The organism is Bordetella genomosp. 4 (genome assembly GCF_002261185.1).
In the GTDB taxonomy this organism is placed as follows: Bacteria; Pseudomonadota; Gammaproteobacteria; order Burkholderiales; family Burkholderiaceae_B; genus Bordetella_A.
The window spans coordinates 293,114-316,510 of sequence record NZ_NEVQ01000013.1 but is presented as its reverse complement, the minus strand read 5'-3'; the positions used below and the strand labels follow the sequence as shown (position 1 = coordinate 316,510).

Sequence of the window (23,397 nt, the reverse complement as noted above, 5' to 3'; positions counted from 1 at the left end):
ATATATTTGAAACAGTTGTTTTATACAGGTATATGAGTTTGAATTTCCTTTCCTCGGATGACCCGGCCGCGCTGTCTATTGCCCAGGCCGGCGCTTTATTGGCCGGCGGACAGTTACGATCCTCGGAGCTTGTGCAAGCGGTTCTGGACCGTATTCAGCAGGTGGACGGTGTGATTCATTCGTATCTGCGTCATGACCGGAATGCGGCATTGGCCGCAGCCCAGGCGGCGGAGGTGCGGGCGGGGCAGGGGCGGCGTCTCGGCCCATTGGACGGCATCCCTTTTGCCGTCAAGGACAACATCTACACCAAAGGGCTGGCGACGACCGCTGCATCGCGAGTGCCTCAGCGTCACGATCCGGCGTTGCACGCGACCTTGGTCGGACGGCTGCAGGCTGCCGGCGCCATCCTGGTGGGAAAGCTGAACACGTGGGAATACGGCACGGGGACAGGCGCCGTGCACTTTGATCTGGAGAACCCACCAGCGCGTAACCCATGGGATCCTCGTCATTTCACAGGCGGATCGTCCAGTGGTTCTGGTGCAGCGGTGGCTGCCGGTACGGCATGTTTTGCGATCGGTACCGATACGGGCGGATCGGTGCGATTGCCCGCCGCCGCGTGTGGTGTCGTTGGCCTGAAGCCCACGTTTGGCCGTATCAGCCGTCATGGTGTGATGCCGAATTGCTGGAGCTTTGACGGCCCTGGTCCATTGGCGCTGACTGTAGAGGACGCCTGCCTCGTGTATGAGGCAATGGCGGGTCACGATGCGGCCGACCCCGCCAGTTTGGCTTGCAGCGTGCAGCCGCTATTGCCTACGTTGAATGACGGCGTAGCGGGCCTGAGGGTGGGTGTGGTGCGCCGCCTGGATCCTGCGGATAGCGTAGAGCCGGCCATCGACGAGGCTTTGAATCAAACCTGCGACATTCTGCGAGACGAGGGTGCGCAGATACGTGACATCCGACTGCCGCTCGCACCTGCGGAATTTCGGGCGATTGCGCTACCCATCAACCGCAGCGAAAGTTTCTCGATTCACGAGCAAGATTATCTGGAACATCGCACCCTGATGGGACGAGCCTTGCGCGAAAAGCTGGAAATCGGCATGTATATCCGCGCGGCAGATTATCTCGCGGCATTGCGCCAGCGGCGCGAGCTGGTGGCGCGTATGGATGCGTTGTTCGACGATGTCGATGTGCTGTTGTTGCCCATGACGGATCGCGTCGCGCCGGCACTGACCGACGAGCAGGCCGTGATCGACTTTACCGCGCGTTCGGCGGGCAGTCCATTTTCACTGACGGGACATCCTGCCGTATCCGTGCCTGCGGGTTTTGACCATAACGGGTTGCCTGTAGCCATTCAATTGGCAACGGGATTCCTGCAAGAGGCGCGTTTGATGCGTGCCGCCCGCGTAGTAGAACGCCACTTTAGCCCGCAGCCGCGGCGCGCGCAGGTGGTGTCTCAATCCACTTCTTCGGTCCATAGCCCGGTTTGATTATGTCTACATCTGAATTCGAATTGGCCTCATTGGAATCGGCAGTGCGCATCATCTGGCAGCAATGCGGTCAGACGCCGCCCGAAGGCGAGGAACTGTCACGCGCTGCGTCAAATCTGCGTCATGCCTTGGCAGCGGGCCGCCATATCCCGAGAGTGGCAGACAAGACCATCCAGCCGATGACCGGCCGCCGCCACGACATTGAGTCGCAAGCACGCGCCGACTAGACATGGAGAAATAGCGGCTCGCCATTTGTGAACGACACCGCGTGTTCTGCTGCCGGAAGAACACGCTTGCGTATTACCCGGCACGATAACGATTCAAGAGGAAAATCATGCAGTGTATTTACGACGTTCTGTATCACGCACTCGATGACGCGTCAGCTTATGCGCGTCACAACGCTCTGTTTGTTCTCTGAGGAGGCCGCAACAATGAAGCTTTCGACTCTTTTGCGGCGTGTCGCTTTGATCCCGCTGTGTCTAGGCATGATGGCTGCGCCTGCCGCCATGGCGGCTACGTACCCGAGCCAACCGGTCAATTTGATCGTAGGTTTTCCTGCAGGCGGCCCTACTGATCTGATCGCGCGATTGATTGCCCAGCATCTGGGGTCTGATCTGGGCGAGAAATTCATCGTTGAAAACAAGGGCGGCGCGGGCGGCAATATCGGCACCAAGGCCGCAGCGCGCGCGCAACCTGATGGTTATACGGGACTGGTGGCCAGCCTGAACCTGACGATCAATCCGTGGATGACCGAGGGATTGGATGTAGACAGCCGCAAGGACCTGATGCCGGTACGCACCGTGGCGATTGCGCCGACGGTGTTGGTGGTGCGCAATGATTTTCCGGCTAAAAACTTCAGTGAGTTTGTCGAGGCAGTACGCCAGGCGCCGAACAAATACAATTCGGCAGCACAGGGAGCATCACCATTGCTCGCGGTGGAGCTGTTCACGCAGTTGACCAACACGCAGATAACGCCTGTACCGTACAAAGGTGCAGCAGCGGCGATGGTGGATTTGATTGCCGGGCACGTCGATATGTCGTTTGCGACGCTGGGGTCCGTGCTGCCGCATATCAAGAGTGGCAAGGTCCGTGTACTGGCGGTGGCATCGCCAGAACGCTATGCGCTATTGCCGGATACGCCGACCTTTGCCGAGTCGGGCATGCCGGATTTCCGTTTTGACTCGTGGACGGGATTGCTGATGCCGGCCGGTACGCCGCAGGCGGTCATCGATACCCTGAAGGTTTCATTGGACAAGCTGGTGATATCCGATGATTTTAAAAAGCAAGTTCTGGAAATGGGGATGATGCCCGTGCTGGAGGATACGCCGGCAGACTTCGCAAAAACCATTGACCGCGAGCTGGTGCTGTACGAGAAACTGGCGGCCTCGGCACGCAAGAAAGTCGAGAAATAAATAGCGGGCTGATAGCTTGCCTCGCTCCGCACGTAGAGCAACATCGTGCCGAGTCCACAGCAGTAATCAACGCGGACAAAAAAAGCGCTGGTCAGACACATCGACCAGCGCTTTTTTCATGATTGCGAGCGATTGATCGGCCGAGTTCCTATCAACCGAACTTTGCCACCAACGCATCGTGGACGTAGTCCAACGATTCAACGTCGGCGAATTTCATGTCCAGGTCAAACATATTCGCCTTGTGTGCCTGCGGGCTGCGATCGCCGCACGCGTCGTCTACCAAAATGACTCGAAAATTGTGCGAGAAGGCGTCCACGGCCGATGCTCGCACGCAGCCAGAGGTGGAAATCCCGACCATGATCACGGTATCGACGTCGTCATAGCGTAGAAAATCCGCCAGCATGGTGCCAAAAAATCCCGATGGCTTGTTTTTCAGAACGACGCGATCGCCCGGCCGCGGGCCATATGCCTCGGGCCACTCGTCCGCCTTGGGATCTGCTACGAACTCTACATCATCAGGCTTGGCCAATTTCCAGTTCCACGCGCCGCGATAGGACGGCAGGGAACGATCGTCGCGACGGGTATAGTAGATCGGCAGGTTCAATTGCCGGAATAGGGCGGTGATGCGCTCCAGTGCCGTCATCAGCTCGGGCATCGCCGCGCCGCAGAATGAGTACGACGGATCCACGAACATATGCGTGGTATCGATATTCACGAGAGCCGGCCGTTTCCCTATGCCCAGGCGATTGGCGAATCCTCCTTTGCGGTAGGTCTCCAACTCTGCGTCCGGCACGTAGCCGCGCCATTTTTCCAGCTTGTCCATCCATTGCTCCTGACTGCGTTGTTTGTGGTATTGCCTCGGCGTAGATCGCTTCGAAACATCACTGCTGTGTGATGTTGTTCTTGCGAATGACTTCGCCCCATTTTTCGGTTTCCGACTGCACAAAAGCGCGGAATGCTTCCGGCGTGCCTCCGCCAGGGCGGCCGGCCATGCCACGGATACGTTTGTCGATCTCGGGATCCTTGAGAATGTCGTTGACGGTGGCGTTCAGGCGCTGGACAACCTCGGGCGGCGTGCCGGCCGGCACAAAGATGCCGTTCCAGGACAGCACCTCGAAATCGGGATAGCCGGCCTCGGCCATCGTCGGCACGTCAGGCAGATCGGGCATGCGTTGTTTGTCAGCCACCGCCAGCGGCCGGATGCTGCCGTCCTGCATGCTGGGCAACGCAGACAATGCGGTCTTGAAACCTGTCTGGACGTGACCGGCAATGACGTCGGTCAAGGCGGGCGCAGCCCCTTTGTAGGGCACATGCAATAGATCGGTGCCAGTGCGCAGTTTGAACAGTTCGCCTGCCAAATGGGGAGAGCTGCCGGACCCTGTCGAGGCATAGCTCAATGCACCTGGCTTTTGTTTCGCGAGCGCTACCAACTCGTCCACGGTTTTCACCGGCAGCTTGGAGGTGACGACGAGCACACTCGGCGAGGACATGAATTGCACGACGGGAATGAAGTCCTTGTTCACATCGTGATGGATGTTCTTCAGCAGACTGGCATTAATGGCGTTGGCGATCGTTCCCAACAGCAGGGTGTAGCCATCGGCGGGGGCTTTGGCGACCTCTTCAGTGGCGATATTGCCGTTGACGCCGGGCTGGTTTTTGACGATCACCGGTTGCTTCAGCGCCGTCTGCATGTGGCCGGCAATCAGGCGCGTGATGACGTCGCTGGCCCCGCCTGGCGGGTAGCCGACGACGAACGTAATGGGCTTGCTGGGATAGGTGTCCGCATAGACCGCGGATGCGGTCGATAGCATGGTGAAACTCAGCACGGCGAGCGCCGCGCGTTTGAACATGACAGTCATGTTTTCCCCTTGTACGGATTGTTCCGTGCCGGTACGGCGCTGGCATGCGGCCAGCCGCCGTCCGGCTCTTGAAAACTGCTCCGATCATTCTAGGGACGAGACGATCCAGCCTCCAGCGAGGATTTCACACTTGCAAATGAGGAAAATCGAATGCTTGCGAGGATGTCAGAGCCAGCGATTGCGGCCTGCCGCGACATTGGCGGCGCGAACGACTGCGTCTTTGATGACTGACAGCACGCGGTCAGAGGTCTCGCCGCGGCGCGTCACAAGCGAGAAATGCATACGCGGCGCATGCTGGCCCAGCCGCACCTCGCGCACGGGATAGCCGACAAAGGCGCGGCGATCAGGCCAGGCCAGAATGGACACACCCAGCCCCGCCGAGACCATGGCCAGGATGGCATGCGTCGAATCCATTTCCAATGTCCCGCGCGCCGTATTGCCCGATGCTGCCAAGTATCGATCGATGGCCACAGCAATATTGGATCCCCTTCCATAGCGGATCAGATCATGAGCCCGCAACAGGGCAGCAGCGTTGTCCTCTGCCACGTCCTTGGGGGCCACCAGCACCATTTCCTCTTGCAAGAGCGGATACCAATCCAGGCGCTTGTTACGTTCGTCGTCGGCAAAAGCCACAATGGCCGCATCAATCGTGCCTTCTTTCAAGCCGCTCAACAAGCCGTGGCTCGTATCCCGTACGGGCCTGACCGTGAGCCGAGGGCTGTGTTCGCGCAGATACCGCATGGCCTCAGGCAGGATGTGGGCCTGCATGCTCTCAATAGCGCCCAGCGAAACGCAGCCTTCGATAACGGATGAGCCGCGACGCCGCAATGACTCCATTTGGTCCAGCGTGCCGCTGATCAGGCCGGCCACCTCATGAGCCAGGGGAGTGGGTTTGATGGTCGACGCGCTGCGGTCAAATAACGGTTGCCCGTAGTATTCCTCGAGCCGTTTCATCTGCAGGCTCACCGTGCTGGGCGACAGATTTACCTCTAGCGCCGCGCGGGCAAAACTGCCGTACTTGATGACAGCGTTCAAGGTAGCGAAGAAGGCCAGATTCATCCATTGCTCCAAGAAACCCGCAGCACGAACAGGGGCGTGCCCTCGCAAATCGAGGGACGAGTTATCCGCCGAGTGCCTCTGTCAACGCTTTGGCGGCACGCCGCAAGACAGGGATGTGCGTTTTGCGAAATCGATGTGCCGGCATGGTCAGCGTCAATGCGCCGGCGAGTTCTCCGCCTGGATAGAAGACGGGTGCGGATATCCCCGCCAGTTCACGTGAGCGGTCGCTGACCGGCAGGCTCATGTACCCGTCTTGTCGAATACGCTCATAGTGAGCGCCGGGCGCACCGGAAAACGCCTGCAATACGTGTCCGCCCGTACCTTTGTCCAAGGGCAGCAGATCGCCCGCACGGCTTTGATCCGATAGGGGTTGAGGCGAGTTGACGCGATAAAGCAATAAGCGTTGATCGCCCTGGCGCACGTGAAAAGATGCGCTCTCCCGTGTTTGATCAACCAGCGCACGCAGGGTAGGGAGTACGACGTCCTGCAAGCTGAACGAGGCAGCGTATACGCGATGCAGTTGCGCTGTAGCGGGCCCTAGCGTGTAGCGGGCATCGGCATGACGTTGCACAAAACCTGCATGAATGAGCGAGGCCAAGAGGCGCAGCACCGTGCTGGGTACCAATGCCACGCGATCGCTGATCTCACGCAAGGTGAGGCCGGTGTCTTCTGCGCGAAAGGCGGTCAAGACGGCCAGTGCACGATCAACGGCGGCTACGCCGCCCTCGGCGACTTGAGACGGATCAGGCTCGCGGACAGGGTATCGGGGCATGGCGTGACGGTCCTCGTCCTTGACAACAAAGGGGCGACGACAATATTCTATTTAAAAGAATTTAATTCTATTAGATAAAATTTAATTGTTCAAGTCCTTATTCTGGAGCATTCACCGTCATGCCTGATCCTCACGACTATCCCTTGGGCCTGCGTCAATCTAGCGGTCGCAACGCCGCGCTACGGCAACAGATCGCAGCGCCCGAGGTCTTAGTAGCGCCTGGCGCTTACGATTGCGTCGGGGCGCGCTTGATTGAACAGGCTGGCTTTCAGGCGCTGTACCTGACGGGCTCGGGCATGTCCATGTCGGCGCTCGGCGCGCCCGATGTCGGCCTGATGTCTTTCTCCGAAGTCCTGGATCGCGCGGCGCGCGTGGCGGATGTGGTGTCCATCCCGGTGATTGTTGATGCAGATACGGGATACGGTGGCCCCTTGAACGTAATCCGCACTGTGCGTGCTTTCGAGCGCGCAGGTATCTCGGGCATACAGATCGAGGACCAATCGTGGCCCAAGAAATGCGGGCACGAAGGCGGGCGCAACTTGGTTTCCACTCAGGAAATGGTAGGGCGTATCAAAGCCGCGGTCGATGCGAGGATTGACCCGGATGTGGCCATCATTGCCCGCACCGACGCGCGCAGCGACCATGGCCTGCAGGCAGCGCTGGATCGTGCAGCGAGCTATGTCGAGGCCGGGGCCGACGTCATCTTTGTCGAGAGCCCGGAAAATGAACAGGAATTGGCCGAGGTCGCCCGTAACGTCCGTGCGCCCGTATTGGCCAATATGGTCGAGGGCGGACGTACGCCGATCGTGCCTGCGGCTCGCTTGCGCGAGTTGGGCTTTGCGATGGCGATTTACCCTAACGCGATCACGCGTTGCTTTACCTATGCCGGGACGGAGATGTTGCGGGACTTGGCTGCAACAGGAACGACAGCAGGGTCGGCCGATAAAATGCTGTCGCACCGGCAATTATGGTCGCTATTCGAATACGAGAAATGGACAGCGACAGAAGAACGGTTGAAGGCTTAAGGCTTGGCCGGAAACAGCGGCGCGGCTAAATTCACCAACGCCTGCGCCAGCTGCGCGCGCACGTTCGCGCGCGTCCAGACGATGCCGACCTGCCGCTCCAGCCGGGGCGCAGGCAGCGTCCAGCGCTTGATCGCCATATTGGGTGGGCCGCCGACATTCCAGTCGGGCAATATGGAAATGCCCAGCCCCTCGGCCACGAGCCTGCCTATCGATTCGATGCCATCGAGCTCGAAACGTACGCGCGGGCGTACGCCATGATGCCGCAGATAATCATCGGCCAGTTTGCCGCCGACGACCTGGCGGTCATATCGGATGAAAGGCTCTGCCGCCAGTGTTTTGATGGGATCCCGCACCCGCATATCCGCAGGCGTCACCAGGGTCAGAGGCTCGTTGCGCAGCCTGTGCCAGGCACAGCTTTTAGGCAAGTCGAACAAGGGATGCACCATGACGGCGGCATCCAACTGGCCATCGAGCACGCGTCGATAGAGCACCGTAGTGGGCGCAGGTTCGATATAGATCTCAATATGAGGATGCGCCTGCACCCATTGCTTCAGCACGCCAGGCAAGATGTGCGTCAACCCCGTCGGCGTGGCTCCCAGACGTAAGGGGCCTGCCGGCAAATTGGTTTCCGAGGCGGCAGAGCGCAGATCACGGACTTCGCTCAATACCGTATGTGCGCGCTGCAGAATGCGATTGCCAGCCAGCGTGGGCTTGACCGTGCGTCCGGCGCGTACGATCAGTTGGCTGCCTACGTCAGCCTCCAGCGCCTTGATCCGCTGTGCGACCGATGCTGGCGTCAGATCCAGCCGGCGTGCGGCGCCGGCGATCGATCCGGTTTCCACCACATAGATAAAGCTCTGCAGGAATCGTGTGTCCATTGGGGTGTGAGGCGATATCGAATCGACTAAAAAGATGGATTTTATAACTTCACAAAATGCCAGAACATTATTTTTCTTTTTCTTTAGCAGGCCCAGAATACATCCATACGCTTTCTTTCATATGCCCACCCTGAGGAGCCCCACGTGCCCAAGATTCTTTCCGTCGACGTTTGCGCCGCCGCCGTCCCACTGGATAAAGTCACCTCGTTTTCCACCCGTACCGTGAGCACTCGTTATTACGGCCTGGTCAAAGTCCGCTCGACAGACGGTGTCGAGGGCATCGGGTTCTGCTATGTCGGCAGCGCGGCCGGCGAGTTGTTCGTCAACGCCGTGGAGCAACTGCTCGCGCCGGTTCTGATCGGCCAGGACTCGCACGCCGTCGAACGCCTATGGCAGAACATGTATCAGGAATCGCTACTGCAGGGGCGTGCCGGCACCGTGATGCGTGCCATCAGTGCGCTGGATACGGCGCTATGGGATTTGAATGCGCGCACTGCGCAATTGCCTCTGCATCGTTTTTTGGGCGCATACGAGTTGGAGTCGGTCCCGGCATACGCCAGCGGCGGCTATTACCTGGACGGAAAGACCCCGCAAATGCTGGGCGAGGAAATGGCCAGCTACGTGGCCAAAGGCTTTAACGCCGTGAAAATGAAATCCGGCCGACTGTCGCCTGCCGAAGAAGAAGCGCGCTTGCGCGCCGCACGCGAGGCAGTGGGTCCTGATGTCGAAATCATGATGGACATGAACAATGCCTGGGTGGATACCACGCAGGCGATGCAGTACGTGCGCCGTTTTGAGCAATACAACCCGTATTTCATCGAGGAACCGTTCTCTCCCGACGACGTGGACAGCCATGCGAAATTGGCCAAGCTCACCAACATCCCCGTGGCAACGGCCGAGATCGGCTATGGCCGCTGGTATCACAAGGAACTGCTGGACAAAAACGCCGCCGCGATCTTGCAGCATGACGCGGCTGTCTGCGGCGGCATTACCGAATGGCGGCGCATCTCGGCGACGGCCGCGAGCTACGGCGTCATCGTATGCCCGCACTGGTTCCACGATCTGCATGCGCCTCTGGTCGCTGCCACGCCCAACGCGCGGTATGTCGAGTTTTTCTGGGACGACCAGGTGCTGAATTTCCGCAAACTGGTGGATCGTCAGCTCGAACACAAAAACGGCCGCGTGCTGTTGCGGCAAGACCCCGGTCTGGGCTTTGATTTCGAGGAGTCCATGGTCGAGCGCTATGGGCAATGGCGCACCGTGCGTTGAGGCGTTCACGATTAACTTTGCGATGGAGTCCGCTCGATCATGTCTGCATTGATCCCTGACACGCCGCGTTTGCGTGGCGTGCTTTCTCCGGTATTGACACCGTTCAATCCCGATTATTCACCCTCGGCGCCGCGTTTTGTGGCTCACTGCAAGAACCTGCTGGAGCAGGGCGTAGGTCTGGCGATATTCGGCACCAACTCGGAGGCAAACTCGCTCAGCGTTGCCGAGAAGCGAGCGTTGCTCGATGCGTTGTTGGAAGCAGGCCTGCCTGCAGCCCGCATGATGCCTGGCACTGGCGCATGCGCGTTACCCGACGCGATTGAGCTGACCCGCCATGCGGTATCAGCGGGATGCGCAGGCGTGCTGATGTTGCCGCCGTTCTACTACAAAGGCGTCAGCGACGAAGGACTATATCGAGCCTTCGCACAGGTGATCGATGAAGTCGCCGACGAGAGCCTGCGCGTGTATCTGTATCACATCCCGCCCGTCGCGCAGGTCGGTATCAGTATGGGGTTGATCGAGCGCTTACTAAAGGCCTATCCCAAGAATATCGCCGGCATCAAGGACAGTTCCGGCGACTGGAGCAACACCGAAGCCATGCTCAAGGCGTTCCAGCCGCAAGGGTTCGACGTGTTTGCCGGCAGCGAGACATTCCTGCTGCGCACGTTGCGAGGCGGCGGTGTGGGATGCATCACCGCCACCGGCAACGTCAATCCAGGTCCCATCGCCGAGCTGTATCGAGAATGGCAAAGCGATAACGCCGACACGTTGCAGGCCGGCCTGGATGCCGTCCGTAATGTGTTCCAGAAATTCCCCATGATTCCCGCAATGAAAGCCGCCATTGCGCAACGAGCGGGCGACGAGGGCTGGGCCACCGTCAGGCCGCCGCTCGTCGAGTTGACAGCGGCGCAACGCGCGTCGCTGGAGGACGGCCTGGCGTCTGTGAATTTTGAAATCCCGGGCGCGCAGACACTGGCATTACCCAAGTAGCGCATCCCTCAGAAAAGCCATATGTCTACGCATCACTTTTAAAGCCGGAGGACATCACCGGCACCGCTGAACAACAACCCGGAGCGAGATCCGGGAGGAGACACCTCATGAACCGCAGAACTTTCGTGGCGGCCGGCTTGACCGGCGTCGCCAGTGCAGTCGCATGTGCATTCGGTATCACCCCGCGCTCCGCCCGGGCCTCGGTAGACGCCTGGCCCAGTAAACAGATCAACTATGTGATTGCTTTTGCGCCCGGCAGCAACAGCGACGTGCTGGGCCGCATCATGGCGCAGAAACTGGGCGAAGCGCTCAAGGACAATGTCGTGGTGGAAAATCGCGCCGGCGCGACCGGGATGATCGGGTCCGCCTATGTCGCCAAGGCACCGCCTGATGGCTACACGCTATTGGGCGCCAGTATTGCGACCCATGCGATCAATCCCAGCTTGTTCAAAGACATGCAATACGACCCGGTGGCGTCGTTTCAGCCGATCACGATCATCGGCATGAATGCAAATACGCTGGTCGTATCTAACGAAAGCCGATTCAAATCGGTCCAGGACATCATCGACGCCGCGCGCGAGAAACCGGGCACGATCTCGTATGCATCCTCCGGGATCGGCACGACACAACATCTGTCGGGAGTCTTGCTGGAGCAGATAGCGGGCATCAAGCTCGTGCACGCGCCATACTCGGGCCGCTCGGCCATTCCGGATGTGATCGGGCAACAAGTCGACTTCATGTTCGAGGGACCGACAGTCGTGCCACAGGTCAAAGGCGGGCGCCTGCGTGCGTTGGCCGTGACCTCGCCCCAGCGGCTGAAAAGCCTGCCCGACGTGCCTACCATGCAAGAGGCGGGCGTCAAAGACTACGAGGTACAAGCCTGGCAAGCGATCTTTGCACCTGCCGGCACACCGCGGCCCATCGTGGACAAGCTGTACCAAGCACTCGCGCAGATTATCCATTCACCCGATATGCAGGCGCGTCTAGAGGGAATGGGCGTCATACCGTCTGCGATGTCGCCAGACGATTTCGCGGTTTTCCAGAAAAAGGAAATAGCGAAATGGGGCGACTTGGTGAAATCCACCGGGACGAAGGTGGAATAACGACCGCGTTGCTGCCGCACGATACGCCGCCCGCTGATGGCCCATTGGTGGGGCAGTGCGGCGGGCGGCCGATGATTTATCGACGCGTGCCAGATCGAGGGGGGTCAGGCTTTCAGCGCTGCAGCAACGGCATCCTGCAGTGAGCCCGTGGCCCGGCCGATCAGTTTCGAGAGTTGCCGGCTATCGTCGTATAGCGCTCCGTGAGATACGCCCACGTCCCACGAAGCGATGGCGGCCGCGAGTCCTTCTGGCAGACCTGCGCCCTTGAGCGCGGCAGCGTAATCTGCCTCCGGGATGTCCCGATAAGGGATGTCCTTGCCCGTCTGCCTGGAGACCTCTGCTGCCAGCTGGGTCAATGTGTACGACGTGTCGCCCGCGAGTTCATATATTTTTCCGTCATGCCCCGCACCCGTCAGTGCCGCCACGGCAGCATCCGCATAGTCGGCTCTGGGCGCAGACGAGATTTTGCCGTCCTTCGCGCTGCCATAGAGCGCGCCGTGGGCGAGGGCGGGGGGAATAGCACCGGTGTAATTTTCGGTGTACCAGCCGTTGCGCAGGATGGTGTACACCAGACCGGATTGTTTCAATAGCGCTTCGGTCTGCGCATGCTCTGGCGCCAGACTCAATGGTGATGTATCCGCACGCAGAAGGCTGGTATAGACGATCCGCTTCATTCCGGATTGCTTGGCAGCGTTAATGACGTTGGCGTGTTGCGCCGTGCGATGCCCGATGTCATTGCCCGAGATCAGCAGCAGGGTATCTATCCCTTGCAGTGCCGCCTCCAGTGTGGCGGGCTGCGTGTAGTCCGCGGCGCGCACCGTGATGCCCAGATCGGCGGCTTTTTCAGGGCTGCGCACCAGGCCGACGATATCGCCAGGATTGATTTTTGCTTTCAGCTTTTGAACAACGAGACGTCCTAGCTGGCCTGTGGCGCCAGTGATTGCGATGGTCATGATGCGACTCCAAGAAATGTGCGGTGAACACACTATAGAGCCAATACTTATTTTTAGTAAGTACGTACAAAAATGTTAGTTAAGGGGCTACACTGATTATGTTGTTGTGAACTCATCACCGATATGTCTAAGCCCCGTTCTCCTAAATCCTCCGTCGCGGAATCGCTATCGGCCAAACTGCGCCGCGGCGACGTGATGGCGGCGGGCTGTCCATCGCGCCCGATTCTCAAGCATCTGACGAGCCGCTGGGGTGTATTGGTATTGATTGCTCTCCAGTCGGGGACCCTGCGATTCAGCGATCTGCGGCGTCAGATCGGCGGCGTGAGCGAGCGTATGCTGGCCCAGACACTGCAATGGCTCGAAGGCGACGGCATGGTGCATCGGCGCGCTTTCAATACCGTGCCGCCCCATGTGGAGTATTCGTTGACGCCCATTGGCGTCGAGGCGGCCGAAAAAGTGCGCGGCTTGGTGGATTGGCTGGAGCTCAGCTTGCCCAGGATTCTGGAGAAGGCCGCTTCGACAGATTGAATGCGGCGCGAGCGATAGCAGCTGCGTGCGCATCCCGCGCTACGTGCCCGCCAAAAGCTTCTGTATTTCGACCACTTTCCGGTCCGCGCATCGACGCAGCTCTTCGACAAAGATCTCGGTAGCAGGGCTACGCCGTTTTCCCCGCGGAAACACCATACCGTAATGCAGCTTCGCGACCGGTCGGAATTTTTTCACGACGATGTTCAGATGCCGCTGCGCAAGCGCGGCCATGGGCTCTGCGAGAGCGATGCCGCAACCCATCGCGGCCAATTGGATCGCGGTGGTGCTGAAAGAAACCTCCAGTTCGCTGTTGGCACTGGCATTAGTGGCCTCGAATGACGCCAGGCAGCGCTGCTCCAGAATGCTGCGGCGTCCCAGGCTGATGTAGGGTTCGGCCTGGGTGTCTTTGGGTTCGATCTGTGTACGGTCCGCATAGGGATGATCCGGATGCATCACCGCTACGATCTCGCTTTGGCAGAACAGCTCTGTCTCGATGGCGGGGTGCTCCAGCGGCAACTGTACCAACGCCACGTCAAACTGCTGCTGCGCCAGCCACCATTGCAGCTCCGCAGGCATGCGGGCCGTCAGCGCGGCCGAGAAGCCGGGATTCTGCAGGCGGCAGTTGCCTAGCGCCTCTGCCGCCATGCCATCGATGATGTGATTGGCTGCGATGATGCGCACCCGGTCTCGCCGGCCGTGCCGCATGTCTTCTGCAAAATCGTGTACGGCATCTTGGGCGCGCAGCAGTCCATAGACCCGCTGATAGAGGGCTTGACCGTCCTCCGTTAGTTCGAGCCGGCGTCCGACTTTAGTCAGGATCTCAAATCCCGCGTCCTCCTCCAGTTGGCTGAGCAGGCGGCTGATTTGGGGCTGTGTACGGTTCAATCGCATCGCGGCTTGCGCAATGCTGCCACCTTCCACAAAGGCGTGTAGCGCCTCGAAAGCGCGGTAATTCATGTCGCTGGTCCTGGTGTATTACTTACGTTTTATGCAAGTAAATGGCCAAATTAAGAAATTGAATTATATGTTTTGGCGCTTCAGAATTTCGGTCTGGGACGCGCCGTGCGGTGCATTATCGAAATCAGGGGGTGGTAGTGAGTCAGGAACCAATCGTTGTTTGGGGGGGTGGCGCGATCGGCGGCGTCGTGGCGGCAAAGCTCGCCGATGCCGGGCAGGCGGTGTTGCTGGTGGATGTGGTTCCCGAACACGTTCAGGCAGTCCGCACCCATGGTCTGGAGATCGTCGGACCGGATGGCAGCAGCACGTTTTCTCGTATGGACGCTTGTTTAGCGTCGGAAATCGAGGGCGTTTATGGGCGCATATTGCTGTCTGTCAAAGGGCAACACACGCATGACGCCGTTACCATGCTGCGCCCACATCTGCGTGACGATGGCTGGGTATTGGCGTTGCAGAACGGCCTGACAGAATCCATCATCGCGAATCTGATTGGTGCCGAGCGCACCATGGGCGCACTGGTGAATTTCGCCTCGGATTATCTGGGCCCGGGGCGAATTCAGTTCGGTGGCAAAGGATGTATTCGCGTTGGCGAACTGGATGGCCGTGACACGACGCGGTCCAGAGACGCCGAATCATTGGTGCGGATGGTTGACCCGGAATCGAGCTGGACGGCGCATTTGTTGGGTTACAAGTGGAGCAAGGTCGCTATCGGCGCGCTGCTGTTCACGACGGCGCTGTCCAACGACACCATCGTCGAACAACTAGGCAATCGCCACTATTTGCCCCTCTGGCGCGCTTTATGCGGCGAAGTCGTCAAGGTAGCCAACGCCAACGGCGTTCAACCCATGCCGTTTGACGGTTTTGCCCCCGAGGCTTTCAGTGCGCAAGCGAACGAGGACGACGCCTGGGCCCAGATGCAGCAGATCACTGATCATTGCCGCCGCTGGGTCGGAAAGCCCCGCAGCGGCGTATGGCGTGACCTGGCGGTGCGCAAACGCGCGACAGAGGTCGACCCGCAGATTACCGACATTGTCGCGCATGGCCGGGCTGCCGGTATTCAGACCCCGACTGTCGCGCACATGATCGCCATGATCCGCGAGATGGAGACGGGACGCCGTGATTTTGGCAATGCCAATCTGGACGAACTCATGGAGAGGGTGGTGTGATGAACGAGGCGTATCGGGGCCAGCACGTACTGGTGACGGGCGGGAATGGCCATTTTGGACTGGAGTTGGCGCACGCATTTATCGCAGAGGGCGCCACGGTGACGAGCATCGACCGCGAGCATTCGTCTCAAGTAGGTAAAGCCATTCGAACCGTGGTGGCAGACATCACCGATGCGGCCGCTATCGAGAAACTGGTCGCCAGCTGGAGCGATGAAGCATTGCCCCGTGTGCTGGTCAATAACGCTGCCGTATTTCCCTTTGTAGACATCCTGGACGCGACGCCAGATCTGTGCCGCAGCATCGTGGAAGTCAATGTGCTGGCACCGTTGCTGCTGACTCAGCTGCTGGCCAAACGCTGGATCGCCGCCGGCATCCGCGGGGCAGTGGTCAATATCAGTTCGGCCTCGGCCGAGGTGGCGCGGCCCAATGGGGCGATATACGGGCCATCGAAGGCCGCGCTCGAGCAGATGACCCGCATTCTGGCGGTGAAGCTGGCGCCTCACGGCATCCGTGCGAACGCGGTCCGACCCGGGCTGGCGCAGGGGATGAACAGCCCTGCATTGCCGGGCGATCATCTGAAGACACTATCCGCGGCGATTCCACTTGGCCGCATGATCCAGCCCGGAGAGCTGAGCCGCGCAGTGCTTTTTCTCGCGAGCGACGCTGCGTCGTTCACGACAGGCCAAGTGCTCTCTGTAGACGGCGGAGGCGGGATCAATCGTCGCCCAGATCCGAGCAAACGCATCACTGAGGATTGAACCATGAATAGCACACCGAGCCCCGCAAACGTGCACGAGACCTGCGTGAACATGCACGACGACAGCCGCATTTCTTTTCCGGACTACACCTGGCCGTCGGGCAAGCGCAGCGCCGTCGCTTTCACGTTGGACCTGGATGCCGAGTCGCCGTACTTTTGGGTAACACGACAGCAGCAAACCAAGTCTCTGGGAGAGCTGGAGCAGCGCCGCTATGGCCCCAGACAAGGGGTGGCACGGATTTTGGCCTTGTTGAAAAAATGGGATATCAAGGGCGCCTTCTACGTGCCCGGCGTCGTCGCCGCGACTTATCCCGATCTGTTGCCCACGCTGTTGCAAGCAGGCCATGAAGTCGGGTATCACGGCTATTTCCACGAGCGGCTGGATACGCTCGATGATGCGTTGCTGGACGATTACCTCAATCGCAGCATCGATGTGTTTCGCGCCCAGACAGGCGAGGCGGTACGCGGCTATCGCGCGCCCTCATTTGAACACTCGCCCGAGAGCCTTGCTGCATTGGCGCGGGCGAATATCGCCTACGACAGTTCGCTGATGGGGTTCGATCATCCCTACACAATCGACGGCCTGGTGCAGGTTCCCGTCACCTGGACCATCGACGATGCACTGTATTTCCGCTATACGAACGGGCCGCGCGACAAGACCCATCCCGCCAATCCCAATGCGGTTCTGGAAAGCTGGATCGAAGAGTTCGAAGGAACGCGGGAATGGGGCGGGCTCTGCATGATCACCGTCCATGACTGGATCTCGGGACGCCCGCAGCGTCTGCGGCTGTTGGACAGATTTTTCGCGCATATCTCAGCCGCGAAAGATGTCTGGTGGGCAACGCCGATGCAGATTGCCGAATATCACCGTTCGTCGGCCAATGCCAATCGTTTCGATGTCAGTGCACACGTGGGGCGATTTGCCCCAAGCGTGAGCAAGTAAACAAAAAAGGGGATTCCATGAACGTAAAGCGCCGCACGTTTTGTGCGCAATTAGCGAGTTTGCCGTTAGTGGGCGCCGGCGCCATGATGCCGTGGCGCAGTGTGCAAGCGGCTTCGAAGTTTCCGGATAAACCGGTGTCCATCGTCGTTCCGTTTGCGCCTGGCGGCAATACGGACATCATCGCACGCCTGATAGGAACCGTGCTGTCCAAACACCTCGACGCGAATCTGGTCATCGAGAATAAAGCTGGCGCCGGCGGCAACATCGGCGCAGCCGCCGTGGCGCGCGCCCGACCCGATGGCTATACCTTGCTGTACAGCACCGCCAGTTCATTCGCTATCAACCCGCATGTGTACTCGAGCCTGCCGTTTGATCCGCGCACGGCGTTCGAACCGCTGGCGGTCACTATTCAGGTGCCCGTGGTATTGGTCGTCACAGCCGAGTCCGGCATCAAGACCCTCGACCAGCTGGCCGCACATTTGCGCGAGAATCCCGACACGGCAACCTACGGATCCAGCGGTACAGGGACGTCCAGCCATATCGCGTGCCACGTGCTGGCCCAGAAATTGGGTGTGCCCAAGGCGGTGCACGTACCCTACAAACAAGGGCCCCAGGTGCTGACGGATCTCGCAGGCGGGCAGTTGACTTACGCGTTCGACGCATGGTCGGTGGTCGGTCCCCAGGTCAAATCAGGACGTCTCGTTGCGCTGGCCGTGTCGGGCAAAGCGCGCCTGAAGGCTGCCCCGGACGTGCCTACGGTAGAGGAACTGCTGAATACCGATTTTGATGTCGTGACGTGGAACGCCTATGTCGCGCCCGCCGGCTTGCCGGCCGATATCGCAGCGCAATTGAGAGAGGCGATTCAAGCCTCACTCAGGGATCCAGCCATCAATGCGCGTGTAGAAAATGAGGGCGTTCCCGCCTACGCGCCGATGACGGCGGAGCAAACGCGAGCTTTTTTCGAGAGCGAGTATGCAAAGTGGGGCGAGTTGGTAAAACTCGTGGGCGCTACCGGGATTTCCTGAGTTCGCGCCTGGATTTCACCCGGGCCCGTAAGCGAATGCTGGCTGGCAGGAGATGTGTGCCAGCCAGCATTGCCGCTGCATGATGAGGCGACGGCCTACGTTTTTGCAATGTCGGGCGCAGACGTCAACGAGCGCAAGTATTGAGGCGGAATCTGCAGCTGTCCCTTCAGTTGCGCGGCGGCGCGCCATGGCCAATGCGGCTCGAACAGCATTTGACGCGCCAGTGCCACCATGTCGGCGCTGCCGTCTTGCAGGATTTGCTCGGCCTGGTCCGGCTCGGTGATCATGCCGACTGCGATGACGGGCACGGATACGGATTTTTTGATGCGTGCAGCAAACGGGACTTGATAACCTGGATGTACCGTGATCTTTTGTGCCGCGGATAATCCTCCGGAGGAAATATCAAAGAAATCGCAACCCATGGGCAGCAATCGCTGACATAGCGCCTCGGTTTCGTCCTCGTTCCAGCCGCCGTCAACCCAGTCAGTGGCCGACACGCGTACGCCTAGAGGAATCTCTGTCGGGATTGCCTGACGTACCGCATCAAAGACCTCGAGCGGATATCGCATGCGATTTTCCAGCGAGCCGCCATAGTGATCCGACCGCTGATTGGCCAAGGGAGACAAGAACTGATGCAACAGGTATCCATGCGCCATGTGCAATTCGATGAGCTCAATCCCCGCAGCCAATGCACGATGAGCGGCTTGAACGAATGCTTTGCGGACCTCGGCGAGATCGTCCATGGTCATTTCGACAGGCAGGACAGTATCGGAGGGCCGGGAGGGTATTGCGCTAGGCGCCAGCGTGCTCCAGCCGCCTTGTTCGGCATCCAGACGGGCGCCACCGTGAAACGGGACTTGGGTAGATCCTTTGCGTCCCGCGTGCGACAGCTGGATCCCGAAAGCGCCTGTCGAGAATTTACGGCTCGCTTCGAGCGTAGCGGTCAAGGCTCGGCCTTGATCTTCTCCCCACAACCCCAAGCATCCCGGACTGATGCGGCCGTCCTCTGTCACTGCCGTGGCCTCCAGCATCACGAGCCCCGATCCATTACTGCCGAGCATGCCGAGATGCATGCGGTGCCAGTCGCTGGCCAGTCCATCGACAGCAGAGTACTGGCACATGGGTGCGACAGTGATCCTGTTGGCCAGATTCAGTTGGTTGATCGAAATGGGTTGAAAGAGCAGGGGGCCTGCGCTGGCGCGGCTGTCTTGGGTCATTGTTCGTTCCTGATGCGATACGTAATGCGATTGGGCGTCAATGATGAAAGGATGCAGTGCTACCCGTCAATTTCCAAAGATAGCAGTTCACTTGCGTGAACGGTAAGTGTTTCGGCCCCTGCCGGTTTTGCACCAGATACCGTCTGGAAGTAACCTAACCAACGATTTCATCGCTTCAAGTTCTTTCCATGTCAACTATCAAGAATTCCACCGAGATCTCAGACCTCAATGCCTTTGACGCAGAGTTGCGAACACTGCGGCATCATATTCACGAGCATCCGGAACTCGCTTTCAACGAGCAGGCGACAGCATCGCTGGTGGCGGAAAAACTGAAAGAGTGGGGCTATGAGGTCACCACGGGCCTTGGCAAAACCGGCGTAGTGGGATCCCTGCGATGCGGCTCCAGTGCCCGCAGTATCGGCATTCGCGCCGACATGGACGCCTTGCCCATCCTCGAGGAAACCGGCCTCCCATACGCCAGTCAACACAACGGCGTCATGCACGCCTGTGGCCACGATGGCCATACGACCATGCTGCTGGGTGCGGCGAAACACCTCGCGCAGACTCGCCGTTTCGACGGCACCGTGCATCTCATTTTTCAGCCTGCTGAAGAGCGTGGTTTTGATAGCGGCGCAACCGCTATGCTCGACGATGGCTTGTTTGAACGGTTCCCTTGCGACTATGTCTTTGCGATTCATAATCACCCGGGCATGCCGCAAGGGCAGATGCTGTTTCGCGAAGGCCCCTTCATGGCCGCCGGCGACCGGGTGTTCATCAAAGTAAAGGGAGTAGGGGGCCACGCCGCCCGGCCGCATCAGGCAGCCGATCCTCTGGTCGCCGCGGCGCACATCGTGGTAGCGTTGCAGACCGTCGTTTCCCGCAATGTCGATCCGGACGAGGCGGCAGTCGTCACCGTGGGCCGGCTGCAAGCTGGCCAGGCGCTCAATGTCATCCCGGATTCCGCCGAAATAGGCATCAGCGTCCGCTCGTTCAGTACAGACGTGCGCGCGCTATTGAAGAAACGCATCATTGAGATCGTGCAGTCCACAGCCATCGCGCAGGGCGTCACGGCGGACATCGATTATGTCGAGGGCTATCCTGTATTAGTGAATGATGCCGCCGCCAACGATCTCGCGATCGAGGTGGCGCGTATGGTGTTACCCGACGATCAGGTTGTGCCTCAAACCAAGCGTTTGATGGGCAGCGAGGATTTTGCCTACATGCTGCAGCGCTGCCCTGGTGCGCTTGTACGGCTGGGCAACGGGCCCGCGACTGACGGCCGCGGGCTGCATAATCCCAAATACGACTTCAACGACAACAACTTGGTTATCGGTGCGGCGTATTGGAGCCGTCTGGTGGAAACCTATTTGCGGATCGATGCCGACGCGACGTGATGGCGTATCGGCGGAAACGCGACTCGTTGGATAGACACAGCGCTTGAGGTTTACCGAGCAGGTCTACGTTGCCGACTAACGTAGACCGTGCGAATTCGCGCACACGAGACGCGGAGCTATCGTTCAACGGAATCGCAGGTTCTCACGCGTCAATTGCGACACTGAGGTGCATCCCATGAGTTTCATATCGCGTTCGATCTCGGTGCGCAGTTGACCCAGCGCACGCTCGACCCCGGGTTGCCCGGCTGCCGCGAGAGGGTAGAGGTAGAACCTGCCAATACCCACCGCCTTGGCGCCTAATGACAGCGCCTTCAGCACGTGCGTGCCGCGCTGTATCCCGCCATCCATCATCACGTCGATCCGATCGCCCACTGCATCGACAATCTCGGCCAGCTGATCAAAGCCCGAACGCGAACCATCCAATTGGCGCCCACCATGGTTGGACAAAATGATGCCCGTGCAGCCGATGTCCACCGCACGCTTGGCGTCTTCTACGGACATGATGCCCTTCAGGCAAAACTGACCGCCCCAGAGCTTCACCATCTGGGCCACATCGTCCCAAGTCATCGCCGGGTCCAGCATTTCGGTGAAATACCGCCCGATAGACATCGCGCCGCCGCTCATGTCTACATGCTCATCGAGCTGAGGCAGCCGAAAACGCTCGTGCGTCAGGTAGTTCAGCGCCCAGGCCGGCTTCACAGCGAACTGCGTCAACCCAGCGAGGTTCAGCTTGAAGGGAATCGAGAACCCCGTGCGCAAATCCCGTTCGCGATTGCCGCCCGTAATGCTATCGACCGTCAACATCATGACGTTGACGCCCGCGTCCTTCGCTCGCTGCATCATGGCCTGATTCAGGCCACGGTCTTTATGAAAATAAAACTGGTAGACCTGCGGGCCGCTATACGTTTTGCGTATCTGCTCGAGGCTGACCGTACCTAGCGAGGACACGCCAAACATCGTGCCGAATTTCGACGCCGCGGCTGCGACTGCATTTTCCCCATCGTGATGAAACAGGCGCTGCAGCGCGGTAGGGGAGCAATACACCGGCATCGCCAGTTTCTGTCCCATCACCGTGACCGAGAGGTCCACATCCGTCACGCCGCGCAGCACATTGGGCACCAGGTCACATTGCTCAAAGCTCGCCGCATTGCGCCGCAATGTGACCTCGTCGTCCGCCGCGCCATCGATGTAATTGAAAATCGGCCCGGGCAGACGACGTTTTGCTAGCTCACGAAAATCGTGAAAATTGTGGCAATTTTGCAGGCGCATGGCGTCTGATGTCTCCTCTCGATGGATTTATTATTGAATCAGGATAGAGAGATACCTATCCTCAGACGCCGCCCTTGCGCATCCGGCCCAAGAAGCGGTCAATCCGCCCGATCGCCTCAGTCAAATCGTCGGCGTTCGGCAGGAACACCATCCGGAAATGGTCATGGTTGGCCCAATTAAAGCCGGTGCCCTGGACCACCAGGACGCGCTCCTGGTCCAACAGGCTATACGCAAACTGCTGATCGTCTTGTATCGGGTAAACCGCTGGGTCCAGACGGGGGAACAGATACAGCGCGCCCTTGGGCTTCATTACGCTGACGCCCGGAATCTGGGTCAGCAAATCATAGGCCAGGTCTCGTTGCCGGCGCAGTCTGCCGGTGGGGCCGACCAGTTCGTTGATGCTCTGGTATCCGCCCAGCGCGGTCTGAATGGCGACCTGGCCAGGGGTATTCGAACACAGGCGCAGCGAGGCCAGCATGTTCAGCCCCTCGATATAGCCCTGTGCGGGCCGCTTGTCGCCCGAGACCACCATCCAGCCCGCACGGTAGCCGCAGGAACGATAGTTCTTGGACAGGCCGTTAAAGGTCAAGATCAATACGTCGTCCGCCAGCGACGCCATGCTGACGTGGGTCAGATCGTCGTAGATCGTCTTGTCGTAGATCTCGTCCGACAGGATGACGAGATTGTGTTCGCGCGCGATCTGGATGATATCCAGGAGTACCTCACGGGAATACAGAGCCCCGGTAGGATTGTTTGGGTTGATGACGACGATGCCGCGGGTGCGGGGCGTGATCTTGGCGCGGATATCCGCGATATCGGGCATCCAGTCAGAGCTCTCGTCGCACAAATAATGCACCGGGCGCCCACCGGACAGACCCGTCACCGCCGTGTACAGCGGAAAATCCGGGGACGGGATGAGCAGCTCATCGCCATCGTTCAACAGCGCATTGATGCTCATCGAGATCAGTTCCGATGCGCCGTTACCCAGATAAACGTCATTGACGTCGACGCCGTGGACGCCCTTGCTCTGCATATAGTGCACGACGGCTTTGCGCGGCGCGAACAATCCCTTGCTATCGGTATAGCCTGCAAAATCGGCCACGTTGCGGATGATGTCCTGAATGATTTCGTCCGGCGGTTGGATCCCGAACGCGGCGACATTACCGATATTCAGCTTGATAATACGTTGCCCGGCTTCTTCCATTTCCCGGGCGCGATCCAGAACCGGACCGCGTATATCGTACGCAACATTGTTCAGCTTGACGGATTTATCGATGGTTTTCACGCGCAAATTTCCAGAGAGGGGCTCGCGCGCAATAATAAACCATCGCCCG

23 protein-coding genes are annotated in these 23,397 nt (G+C 59.3%); 13 read left to right on the top strand and 10 right to left on the bottom strand.

Annotated elements, in window-relative coordinates; translation table 11 throughout:
- The first annotated feature begins 38 nt into the window (after positions 1–38).
- The 3 genes from CAL20_RS11735 to CAL20_RS11725 all read left to right on the top strand — a co-directional run bounded on the left by CAL20_RS11735 (position 39) and on the right by CAL20_RS11725 (position 2,899).
- On the top strand, positions 39–1,487 hold the full coding sequence (locus CAL20_RS11735; RefSeq protein ID WP_218830708.1) for an amidase: 1,449 nt from the start codon (positions 39–41) through the stop codon (positions 1,485–1,487).
- A 2-nt stretch (positions 1,488–1,489) separates the two neighbouring features.
- Complete coding sequence (locus tag CAL20_RS11730; RefSeq protein WP_094821175.1) at positions 1,490–1,714, top strand: hypothetical protein; 225 nt, start codon at positions 1,490–1,492, stop codon at positions 1,712–1,714.
- Between the two features lie 204 nt (positions 1,715–1,918).
- The gene (locus tag CAL20_RS11725; protein WP_094837947.1) at positions 1,919–2,899 is read left to right on the top strand and encodes a Bug family tripartite tricarboxylate transporter substrate binding protein; all 981 of its coding nucleotides are present in this window, start codon (positions 1,919–1,921) and stop codon (positions 2,897–2,899) included.
- 151 nt (positions 2,900–3,050) lie between these two features.
- On the opposite strand, the gene CAL20_RS11720 is transcribed toward CAL20_RS11725, so the two are convergent.
- The 4 genes from CAL20_RS11720 to CAL20_RS11705 form a co-directional block, all read right to left on the bottom strand.
- The gene (locus CAL20_RS11720) at positions 3,051–3,722 is read right to left on the bottom strand and encodes an isochorismatase family protein (protein WP_094821173.1); all 672 of its coding nucleotides are present in this window, start codon (positions 3,720–3,722) and stop codon (positions 3,051–3,053) included.
- Between the two features lie 58 nt (positions 3,723–3,780).
- A complete protein-coding gene (locus tag CAL20_RS11715; protein WP_094837946.1) occupies positions 3,781–4,758 on the bottom strand; it encodes a Bug family tripartite tricarboxylate transporter substrate binding protein in 978 nt (325 codons plus the stop codon).
- 165 nt (positions 4,759–4,923) lie between these two features.
- Entirely contained in the window at positions 4,924–5,817 is an 894-nt protein-coding gene (locus CAL20_RS11710; protein WP_094821171.1) for a LysR family transcriptional regulator, read from the bottom strand.
- Between the two features lie 61 nt (positions 5,818–5,878).
- Positions 5,879–6,589, bottom strand: coding sequence for an IclR family transcriptional regulator (locus CAL20_RS11705; RefSeq protein ID WP_094821170.1), 711 nt, complete (start codon positions 6,587–6,589; stop codon positions 5,879–5,881).
- A 119-nt stretch (positions 6,590–6,708) separates the two neighbouring features.
- Here CAL20_RS11705 and CAL20_RS11700 point away from each other — a divergent pair, with 119 nt between their 5' ends.
- Positions 6,709–7,614: an isocitrate lyase/PEP mutase family protein gene (locus CAL20_RS11700; RefSeq protein WP_094821169.1), complete on the top strand. Its 906-nt coding sequence runs from the start codon at positions 6,709–6,711 to the stop codon at positions 7,612–7,614.
- Here CAL20_RS11700 and CAL20_RS11695 read toward each other — a convergent pair.
- On the bottom strand, positions 7,611–8,492 hold the full coding sequence (locus tag CAL20_RS11695) for a LysR family transcriptional regulator (protein ID WP_094821168.1): 882 nt from the start codon (positions 8,490–8,492) through the stop codon (positions 7,611–7,613). The two genes, CAL20_RS11700 and CAL20_RS11695, sit on opposite strands and share 4 nt — an antisense overlap.
- Positions 8,493–8,636: 144 nt before the next feature.
- On the opposite strand from CAL20_RS11695, the gene CAL20_RS11690 reads away from it, so the two are divergent.
- The 3 genes from CAL20_RS11690 to CAL20_RS11680 all read left to right on the top strand — a co-directional run bounded on the left by CAL20_RS11690 (position 8,637) and on the right by CAL20_RS11680 (position 11,854).
- The gene (locus CAL20_RS11690) at positions 8,637–9,761 is read left to right on the top strand and encodes a mandelate racemase/muconate lactonizing enzyme family protein (RefSeq protein WP_094821167.1); all 1,125 of its coding nucleotides are present in this window, start codon (positions 8,637–8,639) and stop codon (positions 9,759–9,761) included.
- A gap of 39 nt (positions 9,762–9,800) precedes the next feature.
- Complete coding sequence (locus CAL20_RS11685; RefSeq protein WP_094821166.1) at positions 9,801–10,751, top strand: dihydrodipicolinate synthase family protein; 951 nt, start codon at positions 9,801–9,803, stop codon at positions 10,749–10,751.
- A 107-nt stretch (positions 10,752–10,858) separates the two neighbouring features.
- Positions 10,859–11,854: a Bug family tripartite tricarboxylate transporter substrate binding protein gene (locus tag CAL20_RS11680; RefSeq protein ID WP_094837945.1), complete on the top strand. Its 996-nt coding sequence runs from the start codon at positions 10,859–10,861 to the stop codon at positions 11,852–11,854.
- 104 nt (positions 11,855–11,958) lie between these two features.
- Here CAL20_RS11680 and CAL20_RS11675 read toward each other — a convergent pair whose 3' ends face one another.
- Complete coding sequence (locus tag CAL20_RS11675) at positions 11,959–12,807, bottom strand: SDR family oxidoreductase (RefSeq protein ID WP_094837944.1); 849 nt, start codon at positions 12,805–12,807, stop codon at positions 11,959–11,961.
- Between the two features lie 123 nt (positions 12,808–12,930).
- Here CAL20_RS11675 and CAL20_RS11670 point away from each other — a divergent pair, with 123 nt between their 5' ends.
- Complete coding sequence (locus CAL20_RS11670) at positions 12,931–13,335, top strand: winged helix-turn-helix transcriptional regulator (protein WP_094821163.1); 405 nt, start codon at positions 12,931–12,933, stop codon at positions 13,333–13,335.
- A gap of 39 nt (positions 13,336–13,374) precedes the next feature.
- Here the strand turns inward: CAL20_RS11670 and CAL20_RS11665 are convergent, their stop codons facing one another.
- Positions 13,375–14,292: a LysR family transcriptional regulator gene (locus CAL20_RS11665; protein ID WP_094821162.1), complete on the bottom strand. Its 918-nt coding sequence runs from the start codon at positions 14,290–14,292 to the stop codon at positions 13,375–13,377.
- Positions 14,293–14,429: 137 nt separating this feature from the next.
- Here CAL20_RS11665 and CAL20_RS11660 point away from each other — a divergent pair, with 137 nt between their 5' ends.
- The 4 genes from CAL20_RS11660 to CAL20_RS11645 are packed head-to-tail and all read left to right on the top strand — an operon-like array spanning position 14,430 to position 18,183.
- Positions 14,430–15,458: a ketopantoate reductase family protein gene (locus tag CAL20_RS11660; RefSeq protein WP_141217677.1), complete on the top strand. Its 1,029-nt coding sequence runs from the start codon at positions 14,430–14,432 to the stop codon at positions 15,456–15,458.
- Positions 15,458–16,216 carry an SDR family NAD(P)-dependent oxidoreductase gene (locus CAL20_RS11655; protein WP_094821160.1) on the top strand — a complete coding sequence of 253 codons (759 nt, stop codon included), beginning with the start codon at positions 15,458–15,460 and terminating at the stop codon, positions 16,214–16,216. Before CAL20_RS11660 ends, CAL20_RS11655 begins: the two co-directional genes overlap by 1 nt.
- A 3-nt stretch (positions 16,217–16,219) precedes the next feature.
- Positions 16,220–17,158: a polysaccharide deacetylase family protein gene (locus CAL20_RS11650; protein WP_094821159.1), complete on the top strand. Its 939-nt coding sequence runs from the start codon at positions 16,220–16,222 to the stop codon at positions 17,156–17,158.
- A 17-nt stretch (positions 17,159–17,175) separates the two neighbouring features.
- Positions 17,176–18,183: a Bug family tripartite tricarboxylate transporter substrate binding protein gene (locus tag CAL20_RS11645; RefSeq protein ID WP_094821158.1), complete on the top strand. Its 1,008-nt coding sequence runs from the start codon at positions 17,176–17,178 to the stop codon at positions 18,181–18,183.
- 95 nt (positions 18,184–18,278) lie between these two features.
- Here CAL20_RS11645 and CAL20_RS11640 read toward each other — a convergent pair whose 3' ends face one another.
- The gene (locus CAL20_RS11640) at positions 18,279–19,400 is read right to left on the bottom strand and encodes an NADH:flavin oxidoreductase/NADH oxidase (RefSeq protein ID WP_094821157.1); all 1,122 of its coding nucleotides are present in this window, start codon (positions 19,398–19,400) and stop codon (positions 18,279–18,281) included.
- Positions 19,401–19,588: 188 nt separating this feature from the next.
- Between CAL20_RS11640 and CAL20_RS11635 the strand changes: the two genes are divergently transcribed.
- A complete protein-coding gene (locus CAL20_RS11635; protein WP_094821156.1) occupies positions 19,589–20,794 on the top strand; it encodes a M20 aminoacylase family protein in 1,206 nt (401 codons plus the stop codon).
- Between the two features lie 123 nt (positions 20,795–20,917).
- Here CAL20_RS11635 and CAL20_RS11630 read toward each other — a convergent pair whose 3' ends face one another.
- Together CAL20_RS11630 and CAL20_RS11625 are read right to left on the bottom strand one after the other, a co-directional pair.
- On the bottom strand, positions 20,918–22,063 hold the full coding sequence (locus tag CAL20_RS11630) for an alpha-hydroxy acid oxidase (RefSeq protein WP_094821155.1): 1,146 nt from the start codon (positions 22,061–22,063) through the stop codon (positions 20,918–20,920).
- A 61-nt stretch (positions 22,064–22,124) separates the two neighbouring features.
- On the bottom strand, positions 22,125–23,348 hold the full coding sequence (locus CAL20_RS11625; RefSeq protein WP_094837943.1) for a pyridoxal phosphate-dependent aminotransferase: 1,224 nt from the start codon (positions 23,346–23,348) through the stop codon (positions 22,125–22,127).
- Positions 23,349–23,397: the final 49 nt, after the last annotated feature.

Coding starts and splice junctions, on each gene's coding strand:
- CAL20_RS11730 (WP_094821175.1), top strand. CDS start 1,490: ATGTCTACATCTGAATTCGAATTGGCCTCATTGGAATCGGCAGTGCGC.
- CAL20_RS11630 (WP_094821155.1), bottom strand. CDS start 22,063: ATGCGCCTGCAAAATTGCCACAATTTTCACGATTTTCGTGAGCTAGCA.
- CAL20_RS11725 (WP_094837947.1), top strand. CDS start 1,919: ATGAAGCTTTCGACTCTTTTGCGGCGTGTCGCTTTGATCCCGCTGTGT.
- CAL20_RS11710 (WP_094821171.1), bottom strand. CDS start 5,817: ATGAATCTGGCCTTCTTCGCTACCTTGAACGCTGTCATCAAGTACGGC.
- CAL20_RS11700 (WP_094821169.1), top strand. CDS start 6,709: ATGCCTGATCCTCACGACTATCCCTTGGGCCTGCGTCAATCTAGCGGT.
- CAL20_RS11720 (WP_094821173.1), bottom strand. CDS start 3,722: ATGGACAAGCTGGAAAAATGGCGCGGCTACGTGCCGGACGCAGAGTTG.
- CAL20_RS11715 (WP_094837946.1), bottom strand. CDS start 4,758: ATGACTGTCATGTTCAAACGCGCGGCGCTCGCCGTGCTGAGTTTCACC.
- CAL20_RS11705 (WP_094821170.1), bottom strand. CDS start 6,589: ATGCCCCGATACCCTGTCCGCGAGCCTGATCCGTCTCAAGTCGCCGAG.
- CAL20_RS11645 (WP_094821158.1), top strand. CDS start 17,176: ATGAACGTAAAGCGCCGCACGTTTTGTGCGCAATTAGCGAGTTTGCCG.
- CAL20_RS11635 (WP_094821156.1), top strand. CDS start 19,589: ATGTCAACTATCAAGAATTCCACCGAGATCTCAGACCTCAATGCCTTT.
- CAL20_RS11655 (WP_094821160.1), top strand. CDS start 15,458: ATGAACGAGGCGTATCGGGGCCAGCACGTACTGGTGACGGGCGGGAAT.
- CAL20_RS11680 (WP_094837945.1), top strand. CDS start 10,859: ATGAACCGCAGAACTTTCGTGGCGGCCGGCTTGACCGGCGTCGCCAGT.
- CAL20_RS11670 (WP_094821163.1), top strand. CDS start 12,931: ATGTCTAAGCCCCGTTCTCCTAAATCCTCCGTCGCGGAATCGCTATCG.
- CAL20_RS11685 (WP_094821166.1), top strand. CDS start 9,801: ATGTCTGCATTGATCCCTGACACGCCGCGTTTGCGTGGCGTGCTTTCT.
- CAL20_RS11675 (WP_094837944.1), bottom strand. CDS start 12,807: ATGACCATCGCAATCACTGGCGCCACAGGCCAGCTAGGACGTCTCGTT.
- CAL20_RS11695 (WP_094821168.1), bottom strand. CDS start 8,492: ATGGACACACGATTCCTGCAGAGCTTTATCTATGTGGTGGAAACCGGA.
- CAL20_RS11640 (WP_094821157.1), bottom strand. CDS start 19,400: ATGACCCAAGACAGCCGCGCCAGCGCAGGCCCCCTGCTCTTTCAACCC.
- CAL20_RS11650 (WP_094821159.1), top strand. CDS start 16,220: ATGAATAGCACACCGAGCCCCGCAAACGTGCACGAGACCTGCGTGAAC.
- CAL20_RS11665 (WP_094821162.1), bottom strand. CDS start 14,292: ATGAATTACCGCGCTTTCGAGGCGCTACACGCCTTTGTGGAAGGTGGC.